At 70.4% G+C, this 20,437-nt stretch carries 16 protein-coding genes and 2 pseudogenes; 10 read left to right on the forward strand and 8 right to left on the reverse strand.

Annotated elements, in window-relative coordinates; translation table 11 throughout:
- Positions 1-31 precede the first annotated feature (31 nt).
- From ACIBBH_RS40525 to ACIBBH_RS40540, 4 genes are read left to right on the forward strand one after another with little or no spacing between them, the layout of a single operon-like run.
- The gene (locus ACIBBH_RS40525) at positions 32-796 is read left to right on the forward strand and encodes a redox-sensing transcriptional repressor Rex (RefSeq protein ID WP_399413723.1); all 765 of its coding nucleotides are present in this window, start codon (positions 32-34) and stop codon (positions 794-796) included.
- The gene (locus ACIBBH_RS40530) at positions 793-2,517 is read left to right on the forward strand and encodes a glutamyl-tRNA reductase (RefSeq protein ID WP_399413725.1); all 1,725 of its coding nucleotides are present in this window, start codon (positions 793-795) and stop codon (positions 2,515-2,517) included. The genes ACIBBH_RS40525 and ACIBBH_RS40530 overlap by 4 nt, the downstream gene beginning before the upstream one ends.
- On the forward strand, positions 2,514-3,512 hold the full coding sequence (hemC, locus tag ACIBBH_RS40535; protein ID WP_399413727.1) for a hydroxymethylbilane synthase: 999 nt from the start codon (positions 2,514-2,516) through the stop codon (positions 3,510-3,512). The genes ACIBBH_RS40530 and hemC overlap by 4 nt, the downstream gene beginning before the upstream one ends.
- Positions 3,509-5,215 (forward strand): uroporphyrinogen-III synthase, encoded by a 1,707-nt coding sequence (locus ACIBBH_RS40540; protein ID WP_399413729.1) that lies wholly within the window; start codon positions 3,509-3,511, stop codon positions 5,213-5,215. The genes hemC and ACIBBH_RS40540 overlap by 4 nt, the downstream gene beginning before the upstream one ends.
- Positions 5,216-5,326: 111 nt before the next feature.
- On the opposite strand, the gene ACIBBH_RS40545 is transcribed toward ACIBBH_RS40540, so the two are convergent.
- Positions 5,327-5,533, reverse strand: coding sequence for a DUF397 domain-containing protein (locus tag ACIBBH_RS40545; protein ID WP_399413731.1), 207 nt, complete (start codon positions 5,531-5,533; stop codon positions 5,327-5,329).
- Positions 5,530-6,363, reverse strand: coding sequence for a helix-turn-helix transcriptional regulator (locus tag ACIBBH_RS40550; protein ID WP_399413751.1), 834 nt, complete (start codon positions 6,361-6,363; stop codon positions 5,530-5,532). The genes ACIBBH_RS40545 and ACIBBH_RS40550 overlap by 4 nt, the downstream gene beginning before the upstream one ends.
- Before the next feature lie 174 nt (positions 6,364-6,537).
- On the opposite strand from ACIBBH_RS40550, the pseudogene ACIBBH_RS40555 reads away from it, so the two are divergent.
- From ACIBBH_RS40555 to hemB, 3 genes and pseudogenes are all read left to right on the forward strand, one after another.
- Positions 6,538-6,669: pseudogene (locus ACIBBH_RS40555) on the forward strand (ATP-binding protein); the annotation flags it as partial.
- Positions 6,670-6,759: 90 nt separating this feature from the next.
- The gene (locus ACIBBH_RS40560) at positions 6,760-7,458 is read left to right on the forward strand and encodes a VOC family protein (protein ID WP_399413733.1); all 699 of its coding nucleotides are present in this window, start codon (positions 6,760-6,762) and stop codon (positions 7,456-7,458) included.
- A 225-nt stretch (positions 7,459-7,683) separates the two neighbouring features.
- Positions 7,684-8,685 (forward strand): porphobilinogen synthase, encoded by a 1,002-nt coding sequence (gene hemB, locus ACIBBH_RS40565; protein ID WP_399413735.1) that lies wholly within the window; start codon positions 7,684-7,686, stop codon positions 8,683-8,685.
- Between the two features lie 9 nt (positions 8,686-8,694).
- Here the strand turns inward: hemB and ACIBBH_RS40570 are convergent.
- Positions 8,695-9,383 (reverse strand): annotated as a pseudogene (locus ACIBBH_RS40570) (DUF4232 domain-containing protein).
- Positions 9,384-9,595: 212 nt separating this feature from the next.
- Between ACIBBH_RS40570 and ACIBBH_RS40575 the strand changes: the two are divergent.
- Positions 9,596-10,876, forward strand: coding sequence for a helix-turn-helix domain-containing protein (locus tag ACIBBH_RS40575; RefSeq protein WP_399413738.1), 1,281 nt, complete (start codon positions 9,596-9,598; stop codon positions 10,874-10,876).
- 73 nt (positions 10,877-10,949) lie between these two features.
- On the opposite strand, the gene ACIBBH_RS40580 is transcribed toward ACIBBH_RS40575, so the two are convergent.
- Together ACIBBH_RS40580 and argS are read right to left on the reverse strand one after the other, a co-directional pair.
- Entirely contained in the window at positions 10,950-11,762 is an 813-nt protein-coding gene (locus tag ACIBBH_RS40580) for a DUF4253 domain-containing protein (RefSeq protein ID WP_399413740.1), read from the reverse strand.
- 170 nt (positions 11,763-11,932) lie between these two features.
- Entirely contained in the window at positions 11,933-13,699 is a 1,767-nt protein-coding gene (gene argS / locus ACIBBH_RS40585; protein ID WP_399413742.1) for an arginine--tRNA ligase, read from the reverse strand.
- Positions 13,700-13,845: 146 nt separating this feature from the next.
- Here argS and lysS point away from each other — a divergent pair, with 146 nt between their 5' ends.
- A complete protein-coding gene (lysS, locus tag ACIBBH_RS40590) occupies positions 13,846-15,591 on the forward strand; it encodes a lysine--tRNA ligase (protein ID WP_399413744.1) in 1,746 nt (581 codons plus the stop codon).
- 75 nt (positions 15,592-15,666) lie between these two features.
- Here the strand turns inward: lysS and ACIBBH_RS40595 are convergent, their stop codons facing one another.
- From ACIBBH_RS40595 to ACIBBH_RS40605, 3 genes are all read right to left on the reverse strand, one after another.
- The gene (locus ACIBBH_RS40595; protein WP_399413753.1) at positions 15,667-16,932 is read right to left on the reverse strand and encodes a DUF2637 domain-containing protein; all 1,266 of its coding nucleotides are present in this window, start codon (positions 16,930-16,932) and stop codon (positions 15,667-15,669) included.
- Between the two features lie 99 nt (positions 16,933-17,031).
- Positions 17,032-17,961, reverse strand: coding sequence for a DUF3558 family protein (locus ACIBBH_RS40600; RefSeq protein ID WP_399413746.1), 930 nt, complete (start codon positions 17,959-17,961; stop codon positions 17,032-17,034).
- Between the two features lie 118 nt (positions 17,962-18,079).
- Positions 18,080-18,937, reverse strand: a complete 858-nt coding sequence (locus ACIBBH_RS40605) for a DUF3558 domain-containing protein (RefSeq protein WP_399413747.1) — start codon at positions 18,935-18,937, stop codon at positions 18,080-18,082.
- Between the two features lie 215 nt (positions 18,938-19,152).
- On the opposite strand from ACIBBH_RS40605, the gene ACIBBH_RS40610 reads away from it, so the two are divergent.
- Positions 19,153-20,346: an RtcB family protein gene (locus tag ACIBBH_RS40610; RefSeq protein ID WP_399413749.1), complete on the forward strand. Its 1,194-nt coding sequence runs from the start codon at positions 19,153-19,155 to the stop codon at positions 20,344-20,346.
- Positions 20,347-20,437 lie beyond the last annotated feature (91 nt).

Here is a 20,437-nt window from a genome sequence, read left to right on the forward strand (position 1 = left end):
CCTGCAGCCCCGCTCTACCCGCAGGAGCACCGTGGCAACTGGCCGAACTCACCGACCGGCGACCCGCAGCCGAGGGATTCCCGAGGCCACCGTCGCCCGGCTTCCGCTGTACCTCCGAGCCCTCACCGCACTGTCGGAGCGCTCGGTGCCCACGGTCTCCTCCGAGGAGCTCGCGGCCGCCGCGGGAGTCAACTCCGCCAAGCTGCGCAAGGACTTCTCCTACCTGGGCTCCTACGGGACGCGCGGTGTCGGTTACGACGTGGAGTACCTCGTCTACCAGATCTCCCGCGAACTCGGCCTGACCCAGGACTGGCCGGTCGTCATCGTCGGCATCGGCAACCTCGGTGCCGCTCTCGCCAACTACGGCGGCTTCGCCTCCCGCGGCTTCCGTGTCGCCGCGCTCATCGACGCCGACCCCGCCATGGCCGGCAAGCCCGTCGCGGGCATCCCCGTGCAGCACACCGACGACCTCGAGAAGATCATCGAGGACAACGGCGTCTCCATCGGCGTGATCGCCACTCCCGCGGGCGCCGCCCAGCAGGTCTGCGACCGCCTGGTCGCCGCCGGCGTCACCTCCATCCTGAACTTCGCGCCGACCGTGCTGTCCGTCCCCGACGGCGTTGACGTGCGCAAGGTCGACCTCTCCATCGAGCTGCAGATCCTCGCCTTCCACGAGCAGCGCAAAGCCGGCGAGGAGACCGCCGCCGGCGACGGCGCGCTGCCCGCCGCCACCGCCCGCGAGGCATCCGCCGACCAGGGGCCCGACGGGGACGTACCCGCCGTGATGCCGGCATGAGTCTCCTCGTCGTCGGACTGAGCCACCGCAGCGCTCCGGTCAGCGTGCTGGAACGCGCCGCGCTCGCCACGGACGCCCAGGCCAAGCTGCTGCAGGACACGGTCGCCGCCGAACCGGCCACCGAGGCCGTCCTGCTCGCCACCTGCAACCGCATCGAGCTGTACGCCGACGTGGACAAGTTCCACGCCGGTGTCGCCGACCTGTCCACGCTGCTCGCCCGGCACAGCGGCGTCGGCCTGGAGGAGCTCACTCCTTACCTCTACGTGCACTACGAGGACCGGGCCGTCCACCACCTCTTCTCGGTGGCCTGCGGCCTGGACTCGATGGTCGTCGGCGAGGGCCAGATCCTCGGCCAGATCAAGGACTCCCTGGCCAGGGCGCAGGACCTGCACACCGCCGGACGCCTGCTCAACGACCTGTTCCAGCAGGCCCTCCGGGTCGGCAAGCGCGCCCACTCCGAGACCGGCATCGACCGCGCCGGCCAGTCCCTGGTCACCTTCGGCCTGGAGCAGCTGGCCCTCGGCACGCAGGTCGACACCTGGGCCCGCGGCAAGAAGGCCCTGGTCATCGGCGCCGGCTCGATGTCCTCCCTGGCCGCGGCCACCCTCGCGCGCGCCGGCGTCGCCGAGATCGTCGTCGCCAACCGCACCCAGGACCGCGCCGAACGCCTCGCCCAGATACTCACCGAGGGCGCCGAGACGGACGTACGGGCCCGCGCGGTACCGATGGACGCCGTCGCCCTGGAGCTGACACGTGCCGACGTCGCCGTCTCCTGTACCGGGGCGACGGGGCTGGTCCTGACGGCCGAGGCGATCGCGAACGCGGTCGAGGGCCGCACCGGCGACCCGGCCGGAGAGGCCGGCGGCAGCGCTCCCACGACGGCGCCCGCGGACGTACGACCCTCCCAGCTCCCGCCCACCAGCCTCGGCACCGACGACGGCTGCCCGCTCGACCTGTCCGCCGTGCAGGGTGCCACCGGCTTCTCCGTGCTGGGGGAGGCCGCCGTCGCCGGCATCGACGCGGCGACGCTGGAGCAGCACGGCGCCTGGGTGGACAACGCCACCGTCGACCGCCGTGAGGCCGCGCGCCGCACCCCCGAGGCCGAAGCCGAGCTGATCACCGCGCTCGCCGCCACGGTCGCCACCGTCGGCCGCATCCCCGAGCGCCGCAAGCCCGAGCCCGTCACCGGGGTCCCGCGCCCGGCGCCCGCACTCTTCCTCCTCGACCTGGCCATGCCCCGCGACATCGACGCGGCCGTGCACCGCCTGGCCGGGGTACGGCTGGTCGACATCGAGTCGCTGGCCGAGGCCTCCGCCGACGTGCCCATGGCCGCCGACGTCGACCAGGTCCGCCGGATCGTCTCCGACGAGGTCGCCGCCTTCGGCGCCGCCCAGCGGGCCGCGCACATCACGCCGACCGTGGTCGCCCTGCGCACCATGGCCGCCGACGTCGTCGCGGGCGAGATCGCCCGGCTCGACGGACGCCTGCCCGACCTGGACGAACGCCAGCGCGGCGAGATCCGCCAGGCCGTGCACCGCGTCGTCGACAAGCTGCTGCACGCGCCGACCGTCCGGGTCAAGCAGCTCGCGGCCGAGCCCGGCGGCGCCGGGTACGCGGACGCGCTGCGCACCCTGTTCGACCTCGACCCCGAGACGGTGGCCGCCGTCTCCCGGGCCGGGGACAGCACCGGAAACAAGGCCAAGAACCGAGGGCCAGCATGAGTACCAAGGCAGCACTGAGGCTGGGGACCAGGCGCAGCAAGCTCGCCATGGCCCAGTCCGGGCAGGTGGCGGACGCCGTCCGCCAGGTGACCGGACGGCCCGTAGAGCTCGTCGAGATCACCACGTACGGAGACGTCTCCCGCGAGCACCTCGCGCAGATCGGCGGCACGGGCGTCTTCGTCACCGCGCTGCGCGACGCGCTACTCAAGGGCGAGGTCGACTTCGCGGTGCACTCGCTGAAGGACCTTCCCACCACGCAGCCCGAGGAACTGGCGCTGGCCGCCGTCCCCGTGCGCGAGGACCCACGGGACGTGATCGTCGCCCGGGACGCGCTGAAGTTCACCGACCTGCCCAGGGGCGCCCGCATCGGTACGGGTTCGCCGCGCCGCATGGCGCAGCTGAACGCGTACGCGCGCACCCACGGGCTGGACATCGAGACGGTCCCGATCCGCGGCAACGTGGACACGAGGATCGGATACGTCCACGACGGCGAACTCGACGCCGTCGTCCTCGCCGCCGCCGGCCTGAGCCGCATGGGCCGGATCGACGAGGTGACCGACTTCCTGTCGGTCGACACGGTTCTGCCCGCCCCCGGCCAGGGGGCCCTGGCGATCGAGTGTGCCGCGGACGACGCGGACCTGATCGCGGCGCTCGGCGAACTCGACGACCCCTTCACCCGGGCCGCCGTGACCGCCGAACGATCACTGCTCGCCGCCCTGGAGGCCGGTTGCAGCGCCCCTGTGGGCGCGCTGGCCGACCTTCCCCCACTCTCGGCTCCGCTCGAGCGGGGGGACCCCCATGCCGACGAACAGATTGTCAAGGAAATGCGCCTGCGCGGCGTCGTCGGCACGACCGACGGCGCGCGCATGGTGCAGCTGTCCACCACCGGTCCCGTGCCCGAGACGTACGACCAGGCAATGGCGCTCGGTCGCGAACTCGCCACCGAGATGCTTGCCCAGGGCGCGGCCGGTCTGATGGGGGAGCGAGCACAGTGAGCCCCACCACCCTTCCCGCCGGTCCGGAACACGGGCACGTCACCTTCCTCGGTGCCGGACCCGGGGATCCGGGACTGCTGACTCTGCGCGCCGTCGAGGCACTGGCGAACGCGGACGTCCTCATCGCCGAGCACGAGGTGCTCGACGTGATCCGCGGGCACGCCAGACAGGGCGTCTCCGTCGTGCGTACGGACACGGATCCGTCCTCGGATACGTATCCGGGCACAGGCACGCCTCAACTAACGGTTGTTGACGGCACGTCAACAGCCGCTGCTGTCCCGTCCCTGCGGGATGCCGCTCATCTTGTCATGGAGGCCGCGCGGGGCGGCAGGCGGGTCGTGCGTGCGGTGTCCGGGGATCCCGGACTGGACACGTACGCGGCCGAGGAGATGCTCGCCTGCGCCGCAGCCGGTGTGCCCTTCGAGGTCGTCCCCGGCATCGCGACCGCCGTCGGTGTGCCCGCGTACGCCGGTGTGCCGCTGCGGGACGCGCAGGGCGCGGATGTCCGCTTCGTGGACGCCCGTACGGCGTCGGACCGCTGCTGGACCGAGGTCGGCGCCTCCGACGGCACGGTGGTCGTCTCGACGACGCTGGACTCCGTCGCCGCGGCGGCCGGTGAACTGGTGGCGGCCGGCCGTAAGCCGGACACCCCGCTGACGGTCACCATCGCCGGTACGACGACCCGCCAGCGCACCTGGACCGCCACCCTCGGCACCATCGCGCAGACCCTGAAGCAGGCCAAGGTCCTGCCGTCCCCGGACGGCGGCCGGCAGGTGATAGCCGTGGTCGGTGAGCGTTCCGCCGCCGCGCAGCGCGACCAGCTGTCGTGGTTCGAGTCGAAGCCGCTGTTCGGCTGGAAGGTCCTGGTGCCGCGCACGAAGGAGCAGGCCGCCTCGCTCTCCGACCAACTGCGGTCCTACGGCGCCGTCCCGCACGAGGTGCCGACGATCGCCGTCGAACCGCCGCGTACGCCCCAGCAGATGGAGCGGGCGGTCAAGGGCCTGGTGACCGGGCGGTACGAGTGGATCGCGTTCACGTCGGTCAACGCCGTGCGGGCCGTGCGCGAGAAGTTCGAGGAGTACGGGCTCGATGCCCGGGCCTTCGCGGGGATCAAGGTCGCCGCGGTGGGCGAGCAGACCGCGAAGGCGCTCGTCGCCTTCGGTGTGAAGCCGGATCTGGTGCCGAGCGGGGAGCAGTCGGCCGCGGGCCTCCTGGAGGACTGGCCGCCGTACGACCCGGTCTTCGACCCGATCGACCGCGTCTTCCTCCCCCGCGCCGACATCGCCACCGAGACGCTCGTCGCCGGGCTCATCGAGCTGGGCTGGGAGGTCGACGACGTCACCGCCTACCGGACCGTGCGGGCCTCGCCGCCGCCGGCGGAGACACGCGAGGCGATCAAGGGCGGTGGCTTCGACGCCGTGCTGTTCACGTCGTCTTCCACTGTCCGGAACCTGGTCGGTATCGCGGGCAAGCCGCACAACGTGACGGTGATCGCGTGCATCGGCCCGGCTACCGCGAAGACGGCCGAGGAGCACGGGCTGCGGGTCGACGTCATGGCTCCGGAGCCGTCGGTGCACAAGCTGGCGGAGGCGCTGGCGGACTTCGGGATGAAGAGGCGGGTCGCGGCGCTGGAAGCCGGGGATCCGGTCACTCGCCCGAGCGAGCGGCGGCCGGGGGCGCGGAGGCGTCGCTCGACGACGTGAGGCCGTGAGCCTGAGGTGGTGGCGGGGCGTGCCGTACGGGCGCGTCCCGCCACCACGCGTTTCCGCCGGGGCGGGGGGCTGGGACTCGCCGGTGTCGCGGGGGCGGCTCCGTCACTCCCCGGAGGCGTACGGCAGGAAGGTCGCCCAGGCGGTGGGGGCGAGGGTGAGGCGGGGGCCGTGGGGGTTCTTGGAGTCGCGGACGAGGATGGTGTCGGGGGTGGGGGCGACCTCGACGCAGTCGGGTCCGTCAGGTGTGCTGTAGCTGCTCTTTATCCAGCCGAGCGCAGGTCCGTCTTCCTTTGAAGGCTTGCGGATCATTTCTCTCCCAGCACTTTCTCGATGAAGGCCAGTGACTCCCGAGGAGTGAGAGCCTGTGCCCGGATGATTCCATAGCGGATGTCGAGCACCTGAACCTCTTTCGGGTCTGTGATCACACGGCTGACGAGCTGGACCTCGTTGTGTCCCACAGTGCTGCCATCCCGGAGCCTGAGCAGCCTGAACGAGCCCGCCAGGCCGGCGTTGTCCTCTCGGTCGAGAGGCAGGACTTGCAGGTCGACATTCCGCAACTGGCACACTTCCAGCAGGTGTTCGAGCTGCCTTCGCATGACCATCCTCCCACCGATGGGACGGCGTAGCGTCGACTCGCATTGGACGAAGCTGAAGACGCGCATGGGTGCTGGCCCAGCGAAGATGTCCTGGCGCGCCAGACGTGCTGCCACGTGCTGCTCCAGTTCGTCTTCCGCGAACGGAGGCCGTCGGGTGGCGACTGACGCACGCACGTACTCCTCCGTCTGCAACAACCCATGGATCACCGAATTGTTGTACGCGCACAGCTCGACCGCCTCCGCCTCCAGCTTCTTCAGGTCCCGCACCTTCTTCGGGTACCGCGCCTCCGCCACATCCCCCTTCATCGCCGCGATCTTGCCGCCCGCGCCCAGGACCTCGTCCGCCGCGTCCAGGTACTCGGGCCGGGGGATCCGGCGCCCCCGTTCAACGGACGAGACCAGTTCCTGCCCGTACCCGATGGCCGCTCCGAACTCCGCCTGGGTCATCCCGGCGGCCTCCCGCCACAGCCTCAGCTGCCGGACCACAGCCCGCATCACGGCCCCGGCCTCGTCGTCCTCCGGCTCTGCGTTCCAGTCGCTCACGCCCAATTACCGCCCCTCGCTGAAACCTCCGTGTCCAACTTCGGCCACGCGCCCGTCGTCACTACGGACAGTCCGGACAGAAGCCGGGCCGGGTCCGGACGGTCGCGTCCGCACGGACACCGGCTCTTCACAGGCTAGGTACGCACGAACACGCTGAGTGACGTGACTGAAGAAATCACCCGAACCGGCACTTCCGCTACGGCGCCGACACCTGAATCCACGCCCACCGAGCCGCGCTTCTCGGTGCCTCTGTCCGCGACCCGGCGCGGAGCCCGGCTGGCCAGGCTGCTGGCGACGGAGCAACTGCTGGCGGAGTTGGACCTCGGCCGGTGACCGGACCTCTGTCAGCCGCGCGAACGCAGGGGCGTTGTCAGCTCCGCCCACTAGGTTGATCGCATGACTTACGTGGAGGGCAAGATCGAGCGAGTCCGGCCGCAGCAGTTCCATGAGACTGCTGGACTGGAAGACTGGCGTGTCCTGGGTGAGGGAGCCTGTGCGTACTTCCGCGCTGGGTCGTTGACCGCCGACGCGAGACTCGTTCAGGCGATCAGCGAACTGCCCGAGGTCGAAGCCGGGCACCCCGACATCGATGTGCGATACGACGGCGTGACCGTGCGCCTCATAACGCTCACCGACGACTTCTACGGGCTGAGCGAGCGGGACGTTGAACTGGCCCGGCAGATCTCGGCCGTGGCACGCACGCTCGGATTCCCGGCGGACCCGTCCACCGTGCAAACCGTCCAGGTCACCGTCGACGCTCTAGCCGGGCCGGATGTGGTGCGGTTTTGGCGTGCCCTGCTCGGCTATGCCGATCGAGCGAACAGCTCTGAGGACTTGATCGACCCGCAGCGCCGCGGAGCGCCGTTCTACTTCCAGCAGATGGACGCACCGCGCCCGCAGCGCAACCGGGTGCATGTGGACGTCTGGGTGCCCTATGACCAGGCCGAAGCGCGTATAGCGGCAGCCGTCGCTGCCGGCGGCCAGGTAGTGAACGATGCCTATGCTCCGTCGCACTGGGTGCTGGCCGACCCGGAAGGCAACGAGGCCTGTGTCGGGACTGCCGGCTGGATCGGCCCGGACCCCGCTCGGCGGTGAACGCCTCCACCGGGTGGGAGGTCAGCCGGTGGCTGCTCGTTCGGCCTGTGCTTTGGTATGGCCGAGCCGGTAAGACTCGGTGCCGGTCTGGATGATCGCGCCAGTTGAAGGCGAGGCGATCGTTCTGAAACGGACCCGGGCCCGACCTGCGCCTCGTCAAAGCAGAGTCGGGGGCCGACTCCGCGTCGGTAAAGGCACCGGAATGGCGGGCGTAGCGTAGACGGTATGACGAAGTACGGATCCTTCCCCGGCACGCGTCCCCGGCGTCTGCGGACCACGCCCGTCATGCGCCGTATGGTCGCCGAGACCCGACTCCACCCGGCCGACTTCATCCTGCCCGCGTTCGTGCGGGAGGGTGTGAGTGAGCCGGTGCCGATCACGGCGATGCCGGGGGTCGTGCAGCACACGCGGGACAGCCTGAAGAAGGCCGCGCTGGAGGCGGTCGAGGCCGGGGTGTCCGGGATCATGCTGTTCGGGGTGCCGGAGGAGGAGAAGAAGGACGCCCTCGGCACGCCGGGCACCGACCCGGACGGGATCCTCCAGGTCGCCCTCCGTGACGTCCGGGCCGAGGTCGGGGACGACCTGCTGGTGATGTCCGACCTGTGCCTCGACGAGACGACGGACCACGGGCACTGCGGGGTGCTGGACGAGCAGGGCCGGGTCGACAACGACGCCACCCTGGAGCGGTACGCCGAGATGGCCCAGGTCCAGGCCGACGCCGGCGCCCACGTGGTGGGCCCCAGCGGCATGATGGACGGCCAGATCGGCGTCATCCGCGACGCCCTCGACCAGATCGGCCGCGAGGACGTGGCGATCCTCGCCTACACCGCCAAGTACTCCTCCGCCTTCTACGGCCCCTTCCGCGAGGCGGTCGGCTCGTCGCTGAAGGGCGACCGCAAGACCTACCAGCAGGATCCCGCGAACTGGCGTGAGTCCCTGCGGGAGCTGGCCCTGGACCTGGAGGAGGGCGCCGACATGGTGATGGTCAAGCCCGCCGGCCCTTACCTCGACATCCTCGCCCGTGTCGCGGACGCCGTGGACGTGCCCGTCGTCGCCTACCAGATCTCCGGCGAGTACTCGATGGTCGAGGCCGCCGCCGAGAAGGGCTGGGTCGACCGGGACCGGGCGATCATGGAGACGCTCACCGGGATCAAGCGGGCCGGGGCGCGGAACATCCTCACGTACTGGGCGACCGAGGCCGCCCAGACGCTGCGCCAGGGTGACTGACCGTCACCGTTACCAGTTGATGGCGTCCTCCATGCTCCGCTGCCAGTACGTCACCGTCAGCGAGCTGTCGTAGTAGACGCCCTTCGCCGGCAGCGACGGCGTGGCGGACGCGCCCCCGCTGCTGTTCGGGGTCGTGCCCTGGAAGGCGACCGTGAGCTTGTGGCCGGTCGTGCCGCCGTCGCCGCTGCCGTCGGCGGCGGACAGCAGCACACCCGCGTAGCCGGACTCACCGGGTGCCAGCGTCGTCACGGCCTGCGGCCGGGTCTCCTTGGCCGCCTGCGGCACCCACTGCATCTCGTCGAAGCGGAGGACGGGGTAGTAGGTCAGGTCGCAGGTCTTGCTGCCGGTGTTCTTCACCGTCAGCAGCATGTGGTTCAGGGGGCGGGAGAGCGGCTGGGCGGTGACGGTGGTGTTCGAGCCGTTGCACAGCGCCCGGGTCGCTGTCGCCGGGGCCTTGGAGGCGGACTTTCCGGCGGACGACGACTTGGCGGCGGAGGTCGCGGGGGAGGACGCCGAGCCCCCCGAGGCGGCCGGGCTCGCCGACGCGGGGGACGCAGAGGAGGAGGCCGGGCTCGACCCCCCTCGTCCTTCGTGCCCGTCCCGTCCTCGCACGCCGTGAGGGCGAGCGCGGCGAGGGCGACGCCGGTGACCGCGAGCAGGGAGGGGCGGTGGGCAGGGCGGGTACGGCGGATACGCATGACAAGTCCTCTTCCGAGAAGGCTGATTGACGCCGCCGCTCGACCGGCCGGCGGGAGCGGCGTGCTTGGATGGCCACAGCCTGTGGAGCGATCCGTCCCGTCCGCCACACCCGGCGGACGATCAGGGACACTGGAACGCCCACACCGCCACTGACCTGGGGAAACAACCCTCCCCTGGAACGCGGGGATGGGACATGGGGGATGGAGGAAGCGTGTCGGAAGGCGCTGCGGGGGGCGGTTTCGCCGAGCTGCTGCGGGAGTTGAAGGACCGTTCCGGGCTCAGCTACGGGACACTCGCCAAACGGCTCCACATGAGTACGTCGACACTGCACCGCTACTGCAACGGCGACGCCGTACCGACGGACTACGCGCCCGTCGAACGCCTCGCCCGGCTCTGCAAGGCCACGCCCGAAGAGCTGGTCGAGCTGCACCGCAGGTGGGTGCTGGCGGATGCGTTGCGGGGGCGGAAGGCCGAGGCGGTCGCAGCCCCGCCGACGGTGGACGAGGACCGGGAAGAGGAAGCGGGGGAGGGAGAGGCGGGGCTGGCGGTAACGGAAGGGACGGTCCCGGACGTCCGCCGTCGCCGCCGTACCGCCGTTGTCACCGGCATAGCGGTGGCCGCCGTCCTCGGGGCCGTCACGCTGGCCGTGGCGCTTCCCTCCGGTGGCTCGGACGACGGCCACGACAGCCCGGTCGCGGCGGCGTCGGCACAGGACCGGGCGGGGGCCGGCGGTGAACCCTCGACGACGGCCCCCGGCGCCCACACCTCACACCCCACCTCACCCACGGCATCCGCGTCCCGCTCGACGGCTGCCTCGGGTGCTTCCCCGGCCGCGTCGACCCCGGCTGCCGGCGGAGACGAACCCAAGGCCCAGGGCGCCGCCACCGACCCTGTGCCGCTGACGGTCACCACCCGCCCCTACACCTGGGAAACCCCCTGCGACCAGCACTACCTCATCGACAGGGAACCGGGCCGGGTCGCCCCGCCGCCCGGCGAGGGCGACGCGGCAGCCTGGGTGGCGGCACACGGGGCCGTGTCGGCGGGGGAGCAGTACGTCACGCTCACCGTGCAGGGCACCGGCAAGGCGACCGTGGTCATCGACCGCCTGACCGTCGTGTCCGTGACCAGGCGCTCGCCCCTCGCCTGGAACGACTACGCCATGGGCTACCCGGGCGTCGGCTGCGGCGGCAGCGTACCCACCCGGTCCTTCACCGTGGCCCTCGACGCGCTGCGCCCCGCTGTCGCCCCCGTTGCCGGCCACCGCGACTTCCCCTTCAAGGTGAGCGAGTCCGACCCGGAGGTCTTCTACATCAAGGCCGACGCCTCCGCGTACGACGTGAGCTGGACCCTGGTGCTGAACTGGTCCAGCGGCTCCCGCCACGGCACGCTCCGCATCGACGACCAGGGCCGCCCCTTCCGCACCAGCGGCAACAACGGCCGCCCGGTCTACGAGTTCCCGCTCGGCGGCTCCGCGTGGAGGGCGGCGGACTGAGAGACCGCCAGGACGGCCCCTCGTCACGTGTGCGCGTCAGCGCGGTGGCGGCGAGCAGGAGCCCGACCGGTGGTCAGTCCCACCAGAAGGACCAGGTGTGCTCGCCGATCAGGTCCTCGGCGTACACGCGCAGGTCGCCGGGGCCCTGCGTGATGTTGTCCGGGCAGAAGGCGAAGTGCTCCGCCGCCACCTCCTCGGCCTCCGCCAGGGTGGCCGGCGGAGCCGCGACGGACAGCACCAACTGGTCGAAGTCCAGCCCCACCACCCGTATGCCGAAGCGGTCCTCCCAGGAGCGCAGCACCGCGCAGAGGCGGGCCACGTCGTTCTCGTGGTTCAGCGGGCCGGTCCAGCCGATCGCCGCCGGGATGTCGGCGGACCGGCGTGCCGGGACCAGTGCCAGGCGGGGGTCCTTGAACCACGGCCGCGTTCCGTCCGTCAGCGAGTCGGCGAGCTGCGCGGCACGCGTGTCCGGGTCGGCGGTGGTGGAGCCGGCGGGCGCGAGGCCGGGCCAGTCCGGCCCGAACGGCGCGAGTACCTCGGCGACTTCGTCCGCCGCGCTGTCCTCCCAGTACTCCGCGAGGACGTCGTCGGCATCGTGATCACCTGGATACGTCATCTCCCCCGGCATCAACTCCCAGTCCACCGGCCGGCCCCCGGACCCGCCCACGTCCACGAGGACCGGCAGCAGCCCCGCCCGCGCGGCCGGCACGCCCAGAGCCTTCCACGTGCCGGGCGCGGCCTGCTTCTCCGCATGCCACAACAGCGGTTCGTGCCAGGGGCCTTCGTCCGTCGAGTCGATCAGCCTGCCGGGAGGGAGCGAGAGCCCGAGGGAACGACCGCTCGGGTCGGTGGCCAGCTTGGGCAGCGGGTTGGGAAGGGTCGCCATGTCGGTGACTGTAGGGGCAGGCACTGACAGTGGGGCGTGGCGAGTCGTGGTGAGCACGTTCCGAGGCACTCGCCGGGAGCGGGAGGTGGGGTGGGCGCTTGTTGGTGAGCGGGCGGCCCCGACGGTCACTCTCCGACCGTCGGGGCCGCAAAGGCCGCACCCGCACCCGCTCAGAGGCGCTCGGGCGTCCGGATGCCCAGCAGGGCCATGCCCTGATGGAGGGTCCGGGCGGTGAGGTCGACCAGGAAGAGGCGGTTCTCCACCTGCTCCGGGGTCTCCGCCTTCAGGACCGGGCACTGGTCGTAGAAGGACGTCAGGTGTGTCGCCAGCTGGTAGAGGTACGCCGCGAGCTTGTGGGGCTCGTACGCCGCCGCCACTTCCAGCACCGTCTCGGCGAACTGGTCCAGGTGGAGGCCGAGCGCGCGTTCGGCAGGGGCGAGGGGCAGCTGGGGGTGGGCGGTGGGGCGGGCCTCGCCGGCCTTGCGGAGGATCGACTGGATACGGGCGTACGCGTACTGGAGGTAGACGGACGTGTCGCCGTTCAGCGAGACCATCTGGTCCAGGTCGAACTTGTAGTCCCGTACCGCGGACGTCGACAGGTCGGCGTACTTCACCGCGCCGATGCCGACGTACCGGCCGTTCTCCTCGATCTCCTGCTCGGTCAGGCCCACCTTCTCGGCCTTCTCCCGGACCACGGCCGTCGCCCGCTCGACCGCCTCGTCGAGGAGGTCCTCCAGCTTGACCGTCTCGCCCTCACGCGTCTTGAACGGCTTGCCGTCCTTGCCGAGGACCGTGCCGAAGGCCAACTGGTGCGCCTTCACGTCCTCGCCGAGCCAGCCCGCCCGGCGTGCCGTTTCGAAGACCATCCGGAAGTGCAGGGACTGGCGGGCGTCCACCACGTACAGCAGCGTGTTCGCCTTCAGGTTGAAGACGCGGTCGCGGATCGCCGAGAGGTCCGTCGCCGCGTAGCCGTACCCGCCGTCCGACTTCTGCACGATCAGCGGGACCGGGTTGCCGTCGGGGCCCTTGACGTCCTCGAAGAACACGCACAGGGCGCCCTCGGAACGGACCGCGACCCCCGACTCCTCCAGGAGGCGGCAGGTCTCGGCCAGCATGTCGTTGTAGCCCGACTCGCCGACGATGTCCGGGTCGCGGACCTCCATGTCCAGCTTCTCGAAGACGGAGAAGAAGTAGATCTTCGACTCGTCCACGAACTTCTGCCACGTCGCGAGGGTGTGCGGGTCGCCGGCCTGGAGGTCGACCACCCGGCGCCGGGCCCGCGTCTTGAACTCCTCGTCCGAGTCGAACAGCTTCCGCGCCGCCTTGTAGAGGCGGTCGAGGTTCGACATCGCCTCCTCGCCCGTGACCTGGCCCGCCTTGTGGTCCAGCTCGTGCGGGTGCTCGTCCAGGTACTGGATGAGCATGCCGAACTGGGTGCCCCAGTCGCCGATGTGGTGGCGGCGGACGACGTTCTCGCCGGTGAACTCCAGGAGCTGGACCACCGCGTCGCCGATCACCGCGGAGCGCAGGTGGCCGACGTGCATCTCCTTCGCCACGTTCGGCTGGGCGTAGTCGATGACCGTCGTACCGGGGTTCGGGGCACAGGGGACGCCGAGGCGGCCCGTGTCGTCGGCGTAGCGCGCCGCCAGGTTCCGCGTGATCGCCTTGTCGGCGATCGTGATGTTCAGGAAGCCGGGGCCGGAGACCCCGATGTCCTTGATCACGTCACCGGACTCCACCCGCTCGACGACCCGCGTCGCCAGCTCCCGCGGGTTCGCCTTCGCCTTCTTCGCGAGCGCCAGGATCCCGTTGGCCTGGAAGTCGGCCCGGTCGCTTCGTCGCAGCAGCGGGTCCGCGGAGGCCTCCGGCAGGGCAGCGGAGATGGCGGACGTGAGGTGCTGCTGGACGGTGTCGCTGAGGGACGTGACCGAGGCCATAGGAATGGGTGCCGTTCTCCTCGTGGGGATGGATAGACACGCCCAGTATCCCACGGTGGGTAAAGCGGTTTTCTTGGTCGCGGGCCCGTCTGGGAGTATGGGGATGCCAGAACTTCGTGACTCCCACAGTTCAAGAACAAGAGGACGTGCCGATCGTGGCTCAGAGCACCGAGACCACCGACTGGGTCTCCCGTTTCGCGGATGAGGTCATCGAGGAGTCGGAGCGTCGGGCCCCGGGCAAACCGGTCGTCGTCGCGTCCGGGCTGTCGCCCTCCGGCCCCATCCACCTGGGCAACCTCCGCGAGGTCATGACGCCCCACCTCGTCGCCGACGAGATCCGGCGGCGCGGGTACCAGGTCCGGCACCTGATCTCCTGGGACGACTACGACCGCTACCGGAAGGTGCCCAAGGGCATCACCGGGGTCGACGACACCTGGGAGGAGCACATCGGCAAGCCGCTGACGTCCGTCCCGGCGCCGAAGGGGTCCTCGCACCCGAACTGGGCCGAGCACTTCAAGGCCGCGATGATCGAGTCGCTGGCCGAGCTGGGTGTGGAGTTCGACGGGATCAGCCAGACCGCCCAGTACACCTCCGGGGTGTACCGGGACCGGATCCTGCACGCCATGAAGCACCGCGGCGACATCGACGCGATCCTCGCCCAGTACCGGACCAAGCCCAAGGCCGCCGCGAAGAAGCAGCAGCAGAAGCCCGTCGACGAGGCCGAGCTGGAGGCCGCGGAGGGCTCCGGCGCGGCGAGCGAGGACGACGGCAGCTCCGGCGTCGCCGGGTACTTCCCGTACAAGCCGTACTGCGGCAACTGCGAGAAGGACCTCACCACCGTCACCTCCTACGACGACGACACCACCGAGCTGGCCTACACCTGCACCGCCTGCGGCTTCTCCGAGACCGTCCGGCTCAGCGAGTTCAACCGCGGCAAGCTGGTGTGGAAGGTCGACTGGCCGATGCGGTGGGCGTACGAGGGGGTCGTGTTCGAGCCGTCCGGTGTCGACCACTCCTCTCCGGGGTCCTCGTTCCAGGTCGGCGGCCAGATCGTCGGGATCTTCGGCGGGCAGCAGCCCATCGGCCCGATGTACGCCTTCGTGGGCATCTCCGGCATGGCGAAGATGTCGTCGTCCCGCGGTGGCGTGCCCACGCCCGCCGACGCGCTGAAGATCATGGAGCCGCAGATCCTGCGGTGGCTCTACGCCCGGCGCAGGCCCAACCAGTCCTTCAAGATCGCCTTCGATCAGGAGATCCAGCGGCTGTACGACGAGTGGGACAAGCTCGCGGCCAAGGTCGCCGACGGCTCCGCCCTCCCGGCGGACGTCGCCGCGTACACCCGCGCGATCGGCACCGCCGCCGGTGAGCTGCCGAAGACGCCCCGCCCGCTGCCCTACCGCACCCTCGCCTCCGTCGCCGACATCACCGCCGGCCACCAGGACCAGGCCCTGCGCATCCTGTCCGAGCTCGACCCGGCCAACCCGCTCGGCTCCCTGGACGAGGCCCGGCCCCGGTACGACAGGGCGGAGGCCTGGATCAACACCCAGGTCCCGGCCGACCAGCGCACCATCGTCCGCGACGAGCCCGACGTCGAACTGCTGAAGTCCCTCGACGAGCAGGCCCAGCAGTCGCTGCGGCTGCTGCTCGACGGGCTCGCCGGCAACTGGTCGCTGGACGGGCTGACCCACCTCGTCTACGGCGTGCCCAAGGTCCAGGCCGGGTTCTCCGCCGACGCCACGCCCAAGGAGCTGCCGCCGGAGATCAAGACCGCCCAGCGGTCCTTCTTCGCCCTGCTCTACCACCTGCTCGTCGGGCGTGACACCGGTCCGCGGCTGCCCACGCTGCTGCTGGCGGTGGGGCAGGAGCGGGTGCGGGCCCTGCTCGGGGAGTAAGGATCCCCAAGGCCGGTTCCACGACGAGGGGCCCTCGTGAGAGGGCCCCTCGTCGGTTTCACGCGATGCTTTGTCCTACGCGATGTGGTCTTCTTCCAGTTCCGCGTTGAAGCGGTTGGTGAAGCGGTTGACCATGCGCTTGGCGTCCGGCTCGGCGAGGCTGATGCCGAACTCCGCCGCCACGTTGTCGATGAACTGGCCGGGTGTCGGGTAGCTGCCGTTTATCGACTGGCGGAAGACCTGGTAGTAGGCCTCCTCGTCCGGCTCCGGGGGTGGCGTGCCGCCGCCCTCGCCGAGCTGGCGGGTGCGGTTCGGGCCGGACGGGATGGGGAAGCTGCCGGTCTCCTCCGGGGAGGGGGGCTGGAACTGGTCCGGCTGCTGTTCCTCGTACCAGTCCTCGTACTGCTCCTCCGGGACGTACTGGGGGTCGTAGGAGGGGTCGTACGTGGGGTCGTAGCCGCCGTGGTAGTCGATCTGCTGGGGGGCCTGGAACCAGGGGCTGGCTTCGGGGTCCTCCGGGATTTCCGGGTGCCCTGGGCCGGGGGCGCCGGGACGGACGCGCTGCCCGCTCAGTGGTGCCGCGCCCACCCGTGGCGCTCCCGCGCCCGCCGCCGCGATCTCCGGCGCGCCCCCTGCCGCCAGCGCCGCCTGCGCCGGCGCCGACGCAAGCAGCGCCGGCTCGATGCCCGCCGCCGCCAGGCCCGCCGGAGCCGTCTCCGCCAGGGGCACTCCGTAGCGGGCCAGGCGCAGGGGCATCAGGGACTCCACCGGAGCCTTCCTCCGCCAGGCCCGGCCGAAGCGGGAGCGCAGCCGCGCCCGGTAGACGAGACGTTCCTGCTCCAGCTTGATGACCTGGTCGTAGGAGCGCAGCTCCCACAGCTTCATGCGACGCCACAGCAGGAACGTCGGCACCGGGGAGAGCAGCCAGCGCGTCAGGCGCACGCCCTCCATGTGCTTGTCGGCGGTGATGTCCGCGATGCGGCCGATCGCGTGCCGGGCGGCCTCGACGGCGACCACGAACAGGACCGGGATCACCGCGTGCATGCCCACACCCAGCGGATCCGGCCAGGCGGCGGCGCCGTTGAAGGCGATCGTCGCCGCCGTCAGCAGCCACGCCGTCTGGCGCAGGAGCGGGAAGGGGATGCGGATCCAGGTCAGCAGCAGGTCGAGGGCCAGCAGGACACAGATGCCCGCGTCGATGCCGATCGGGAAGACATAGGAGAAGTTCCCGAAGCCCTTCTTGATGGCCAGCGCTCGGACGGCCGAGTAGGAACCGGCGAAGCCGATGCCGGCGATGATCACGGCGCCGGTCACGACCACGCCGATGAGAACGCGGTGCATCCGAGTCAGCTGCAGTGGCGCGGCCACTCGTACTCCCCTCCCATTGCGTGTTCTTGCGCGCAACAGGGTGGCACACCTGTACGGCGAACGTGACGCCGGTCAGCCCTTCTTGGCTGCCGACTTCGACGGGGAAGCGCTCGCGGACGCCTTCTTCGAGGCGGACGCCGACGCCGAGGGGGACGCCGACTTCGAGGGCGAGGTGCTCGGCTTGTCCGAGCCGGAGCCCGAGCCCGTCTCCGAACTGCCGCCCGAGCCCTGCCCGTTGGCTGCCGACACCGCGGCCACCGCCTCCTTGGCCGCCTTCTCCGCGGCCTTCGTCAGGCCGTCCGCGCTCGGGGTCTTCTCGCCCGCCAGGCCCGCGCCGTTGTAGTCGACGGTGACGACGACGTTCTCCACGCGCGTGACCACCGTCTGCTGCTTGAAGCCGCCTTCCTTCTTCTTCAGGTCGTAGCGCACCAGCGTCGCCTCGTCGCCCGTCCCGGCCACCGGCTCCGATTTGCTGTTCTTCGCGCCCGTCACCGACTTCGCGGCCTTGACCTGGTCCGCGTAGTACACCTCGGCCTGCTTCTCGCCCGAACCGCGGTTGGCGTCCGAGTCGAAACGGAGCAGCGAGACGTTGAGCCAGCGGAACTGCGAGCCCTTCACACCGTTGTTGTCGAGGCTGCTCCACGAGCAGCTGGCACGGGACGAGACATCACTCGATGTGCCCTCCTTGCCCGACTTGGCACCCTTCGGGACGAGTTCGCCCAGAGTCTTCTTCGACAGCACCGCGCACGGCTCCGGCAACTTCGCGTACGCGGCCGCCTGCACGGTCGGAGAGGCACTCGCGGACGCGCTGCCCGCGCCGTCCCCGGCCGTCTGCCCCGCGCCCTTCGCACCGTCGTCGGAGCCGGAGTCCGACGAGCAGCCGGCGGCGACGAGCATCAGGGGGACCGCCGCCGCGCCGACAAGGAGGCGGGAGAGGAGCTTGGCTCGCTGGGCACGCTGGTCGTCTCGCTGGGCTGCTCGCTGCATGGTTCCTTCACTCATGACGCTCGTGGTTCCTGCGGTCGGATCGGGTCCGATGGGTCACGGTACGCGGTGAGCGAGCTGTGCGGTTCCGGTTCACGGGCTTCGCGCACGGCCCCCGAAGGGCCCTCCGGCACCCCTAACCGCCCAGCGCATCGTCCAGCTGGGCCGCCAGATTACGGGCCCTGTCCTGCATTTCCTCACTGTCCGGCACGACTCCGGACGCCGTCGGCTGCTCCGCGTACTCGATGGTCACGATCACGTTGGACGTGCGGAACACCACAGTCACCGTTCGCTGTTCGGCCGTCGAACCGGAACTCGTCAGCTCGTCGTCGAGGAACGCCTCGTCGCCGACGTCGTCCAGGGTGCGGGGCTGGAGACCGGACGGGGTGGCCCCGGAGGAACTGCTGGAGGCGCCGGAGGGAGAGGCGGTGGAGGACGGCGCCACCGTGGACGTCGACTCGCCGCCGGCGGCCGACACGGACGAGGACGCGGAAGGAGACCCGGAGGCGGACCCCGAAGCCGTCCCAGGCGTCGAGGTCTCGGGCTCGGGGAGGTCCGCCGCGGTCTCCCTGCCGGCGAAGAGCTTCTCCGCCTGACTGTCGTCGCTGACGGCGTTGTCGTACGACACCACCCGCTCGAAGTCGACCAGGAGATGATCGATGGCGTCCGTGGAGTCGACCTTCCAGCGGCAGCCGACCTTGCGGTCCGTGTCGTACGTGAGCGTCGCCTCGCCCCGGTACGCCCTGTCCCGCTGGTCCTGATCCGCGATCTGCTTGATGCCGGGCAGGAGCGAGTCGAGGCTGCCGTGGCTGACCGCGGCGCAGGGTTCCGGGAGCGTGCGGTACTTGCCGGGCTGCGCCACCGCCGTCGCCGTACCCGCGTCACCCGGGTTCGCGTTGTCCGTCGAGCCCGTGTCGTCCGAGCCGCTCGTGCAGCCGGCCAGCAGAGCCGCGAGGAGGGCGGCGGTGCCGGTTACGTACGCCTTCCGCTGCACGGTGAGGCTCCTCTCGACGATGTTCCGGGCGGTCGGTGCTCCAGTGTCCCCGCTGGTAATTCGCTTGCCGCGGCGGGACGCCCCCTGGAGACAATGTGTATCGCACGCACTGCTGTGGACGCCGGTCCGTTGTCCCTTTTCGTCGACCTTGGCGCCGCTTTTGCGATTTACGCTCGTTAAGACTTCTGTTGTATTTCCGGGGGAATGAGGAAGACATGTCGTACGTGGAAATGCCCGGCGCGAAGGTCCCGATCCGCATGTGGACCGACCCCGCGACGGTCGAGGACGTGGCCCTGCAGCAGCTCCGCAACGTCGCCACCCTGCCGTGGATCAAGGGCCTGGCGGTCATGCCGGACGTGCACTACGGCAAGGGCGCGACGGTCGGCTCGGTCATCGCCATGCGGGGGGCCGTGTGTCCTGCGGCGGTGGGGGTCGACATCGGGTGCGGGATGTCGGCGGTGAAGACGTCACTGACGGCGAACGACCTGCCGGGGGATCTGTCGCGGCTGCGGTCGAAGATCGAGCAGGTGGTTCCGGTGGGGCGGGGGATGCACGAGGACCCCGTCGATCCGGGGCGGCTGCACGGGTTCTCGACCGGTGGGTGGGACGGCTTCTGGGGGCGGTTCGACGGGGTGGCCGAGGCAGTGCGGTTCCGCAAGGACCGAGCGGAAAAGCAGATGGGGACGCTTGGAGGCGGCAACCATATGATCGAAGTCTGCCTCGATCAGTCGGACTCGGTCTGGCTCATGCTGCACTCCGGTTCCCGCAACATCGGGAAGGAACTGGCCGAGTACCACATCGGCGTCGCGCAGAAGCTCCCGCACAACCAGGGCCTGGTCGATCGTGACCTCGCCGTCTTCGTGTCGGACACCCCGCAGATGGCGGCGTACAGGAACGATTTGTACTGGGCGCAGGAGTACGCCAAGTACAACCGCGCGATCATGATGGCGCTCCTGAAGGACGTGATCCGTAAGGAGTTCAAGAAGGCGAAGGTGACCTTCGAGCCCGAGGTGAGCTGCCACCACAACTATGTGGCCGAGGAACGGTACGAGGGCATGGATCTGCTGGTCACCCGTAAGGGAGCGATCCGCGCGGGCTCCGGTGAGTACGGGATCATTCCCGGTTCGATGGGCACCGGTTCGTACATCGTGAAGGGGCTCGGTAACGAGAAGGCCTTCAACTCGGCTTCGCACGGGGCAGGTCGTCGGATGAGCCGCAATGCGGCAAAGCGGCGCTTCACGGTGCGGGATCTGGAAGAGCAGACGCGAGGCGTGGAGTGCCGGAAGGACTCCGGCGTCCTCGACGAGATTCCGGGCGCCTACAAGAACATCGACCAGGTGATGGAGCAGCAGCGTGACCTCGTGGAGGTCGTGGCCAAGCTGAAGCAGTTCATCTGCGTCAAGGGCTAGTAGGGCTTGGTCAGGTTTGTATTGCCGTGGTTATGTCGCGGTGGCAGGTGGGGCAGGCGCCGGCCCAGAGGGCGAGGAGTGTCTGCAGTTC

This window comes from Streptomyces sp. NPDC051636, assembly GCF_044453765.1.
Lineage (GTDB): Bacteria > Actinomycetota > Actinomycetes > Streptomycetales > Streptomycetaceae > Streptomyces.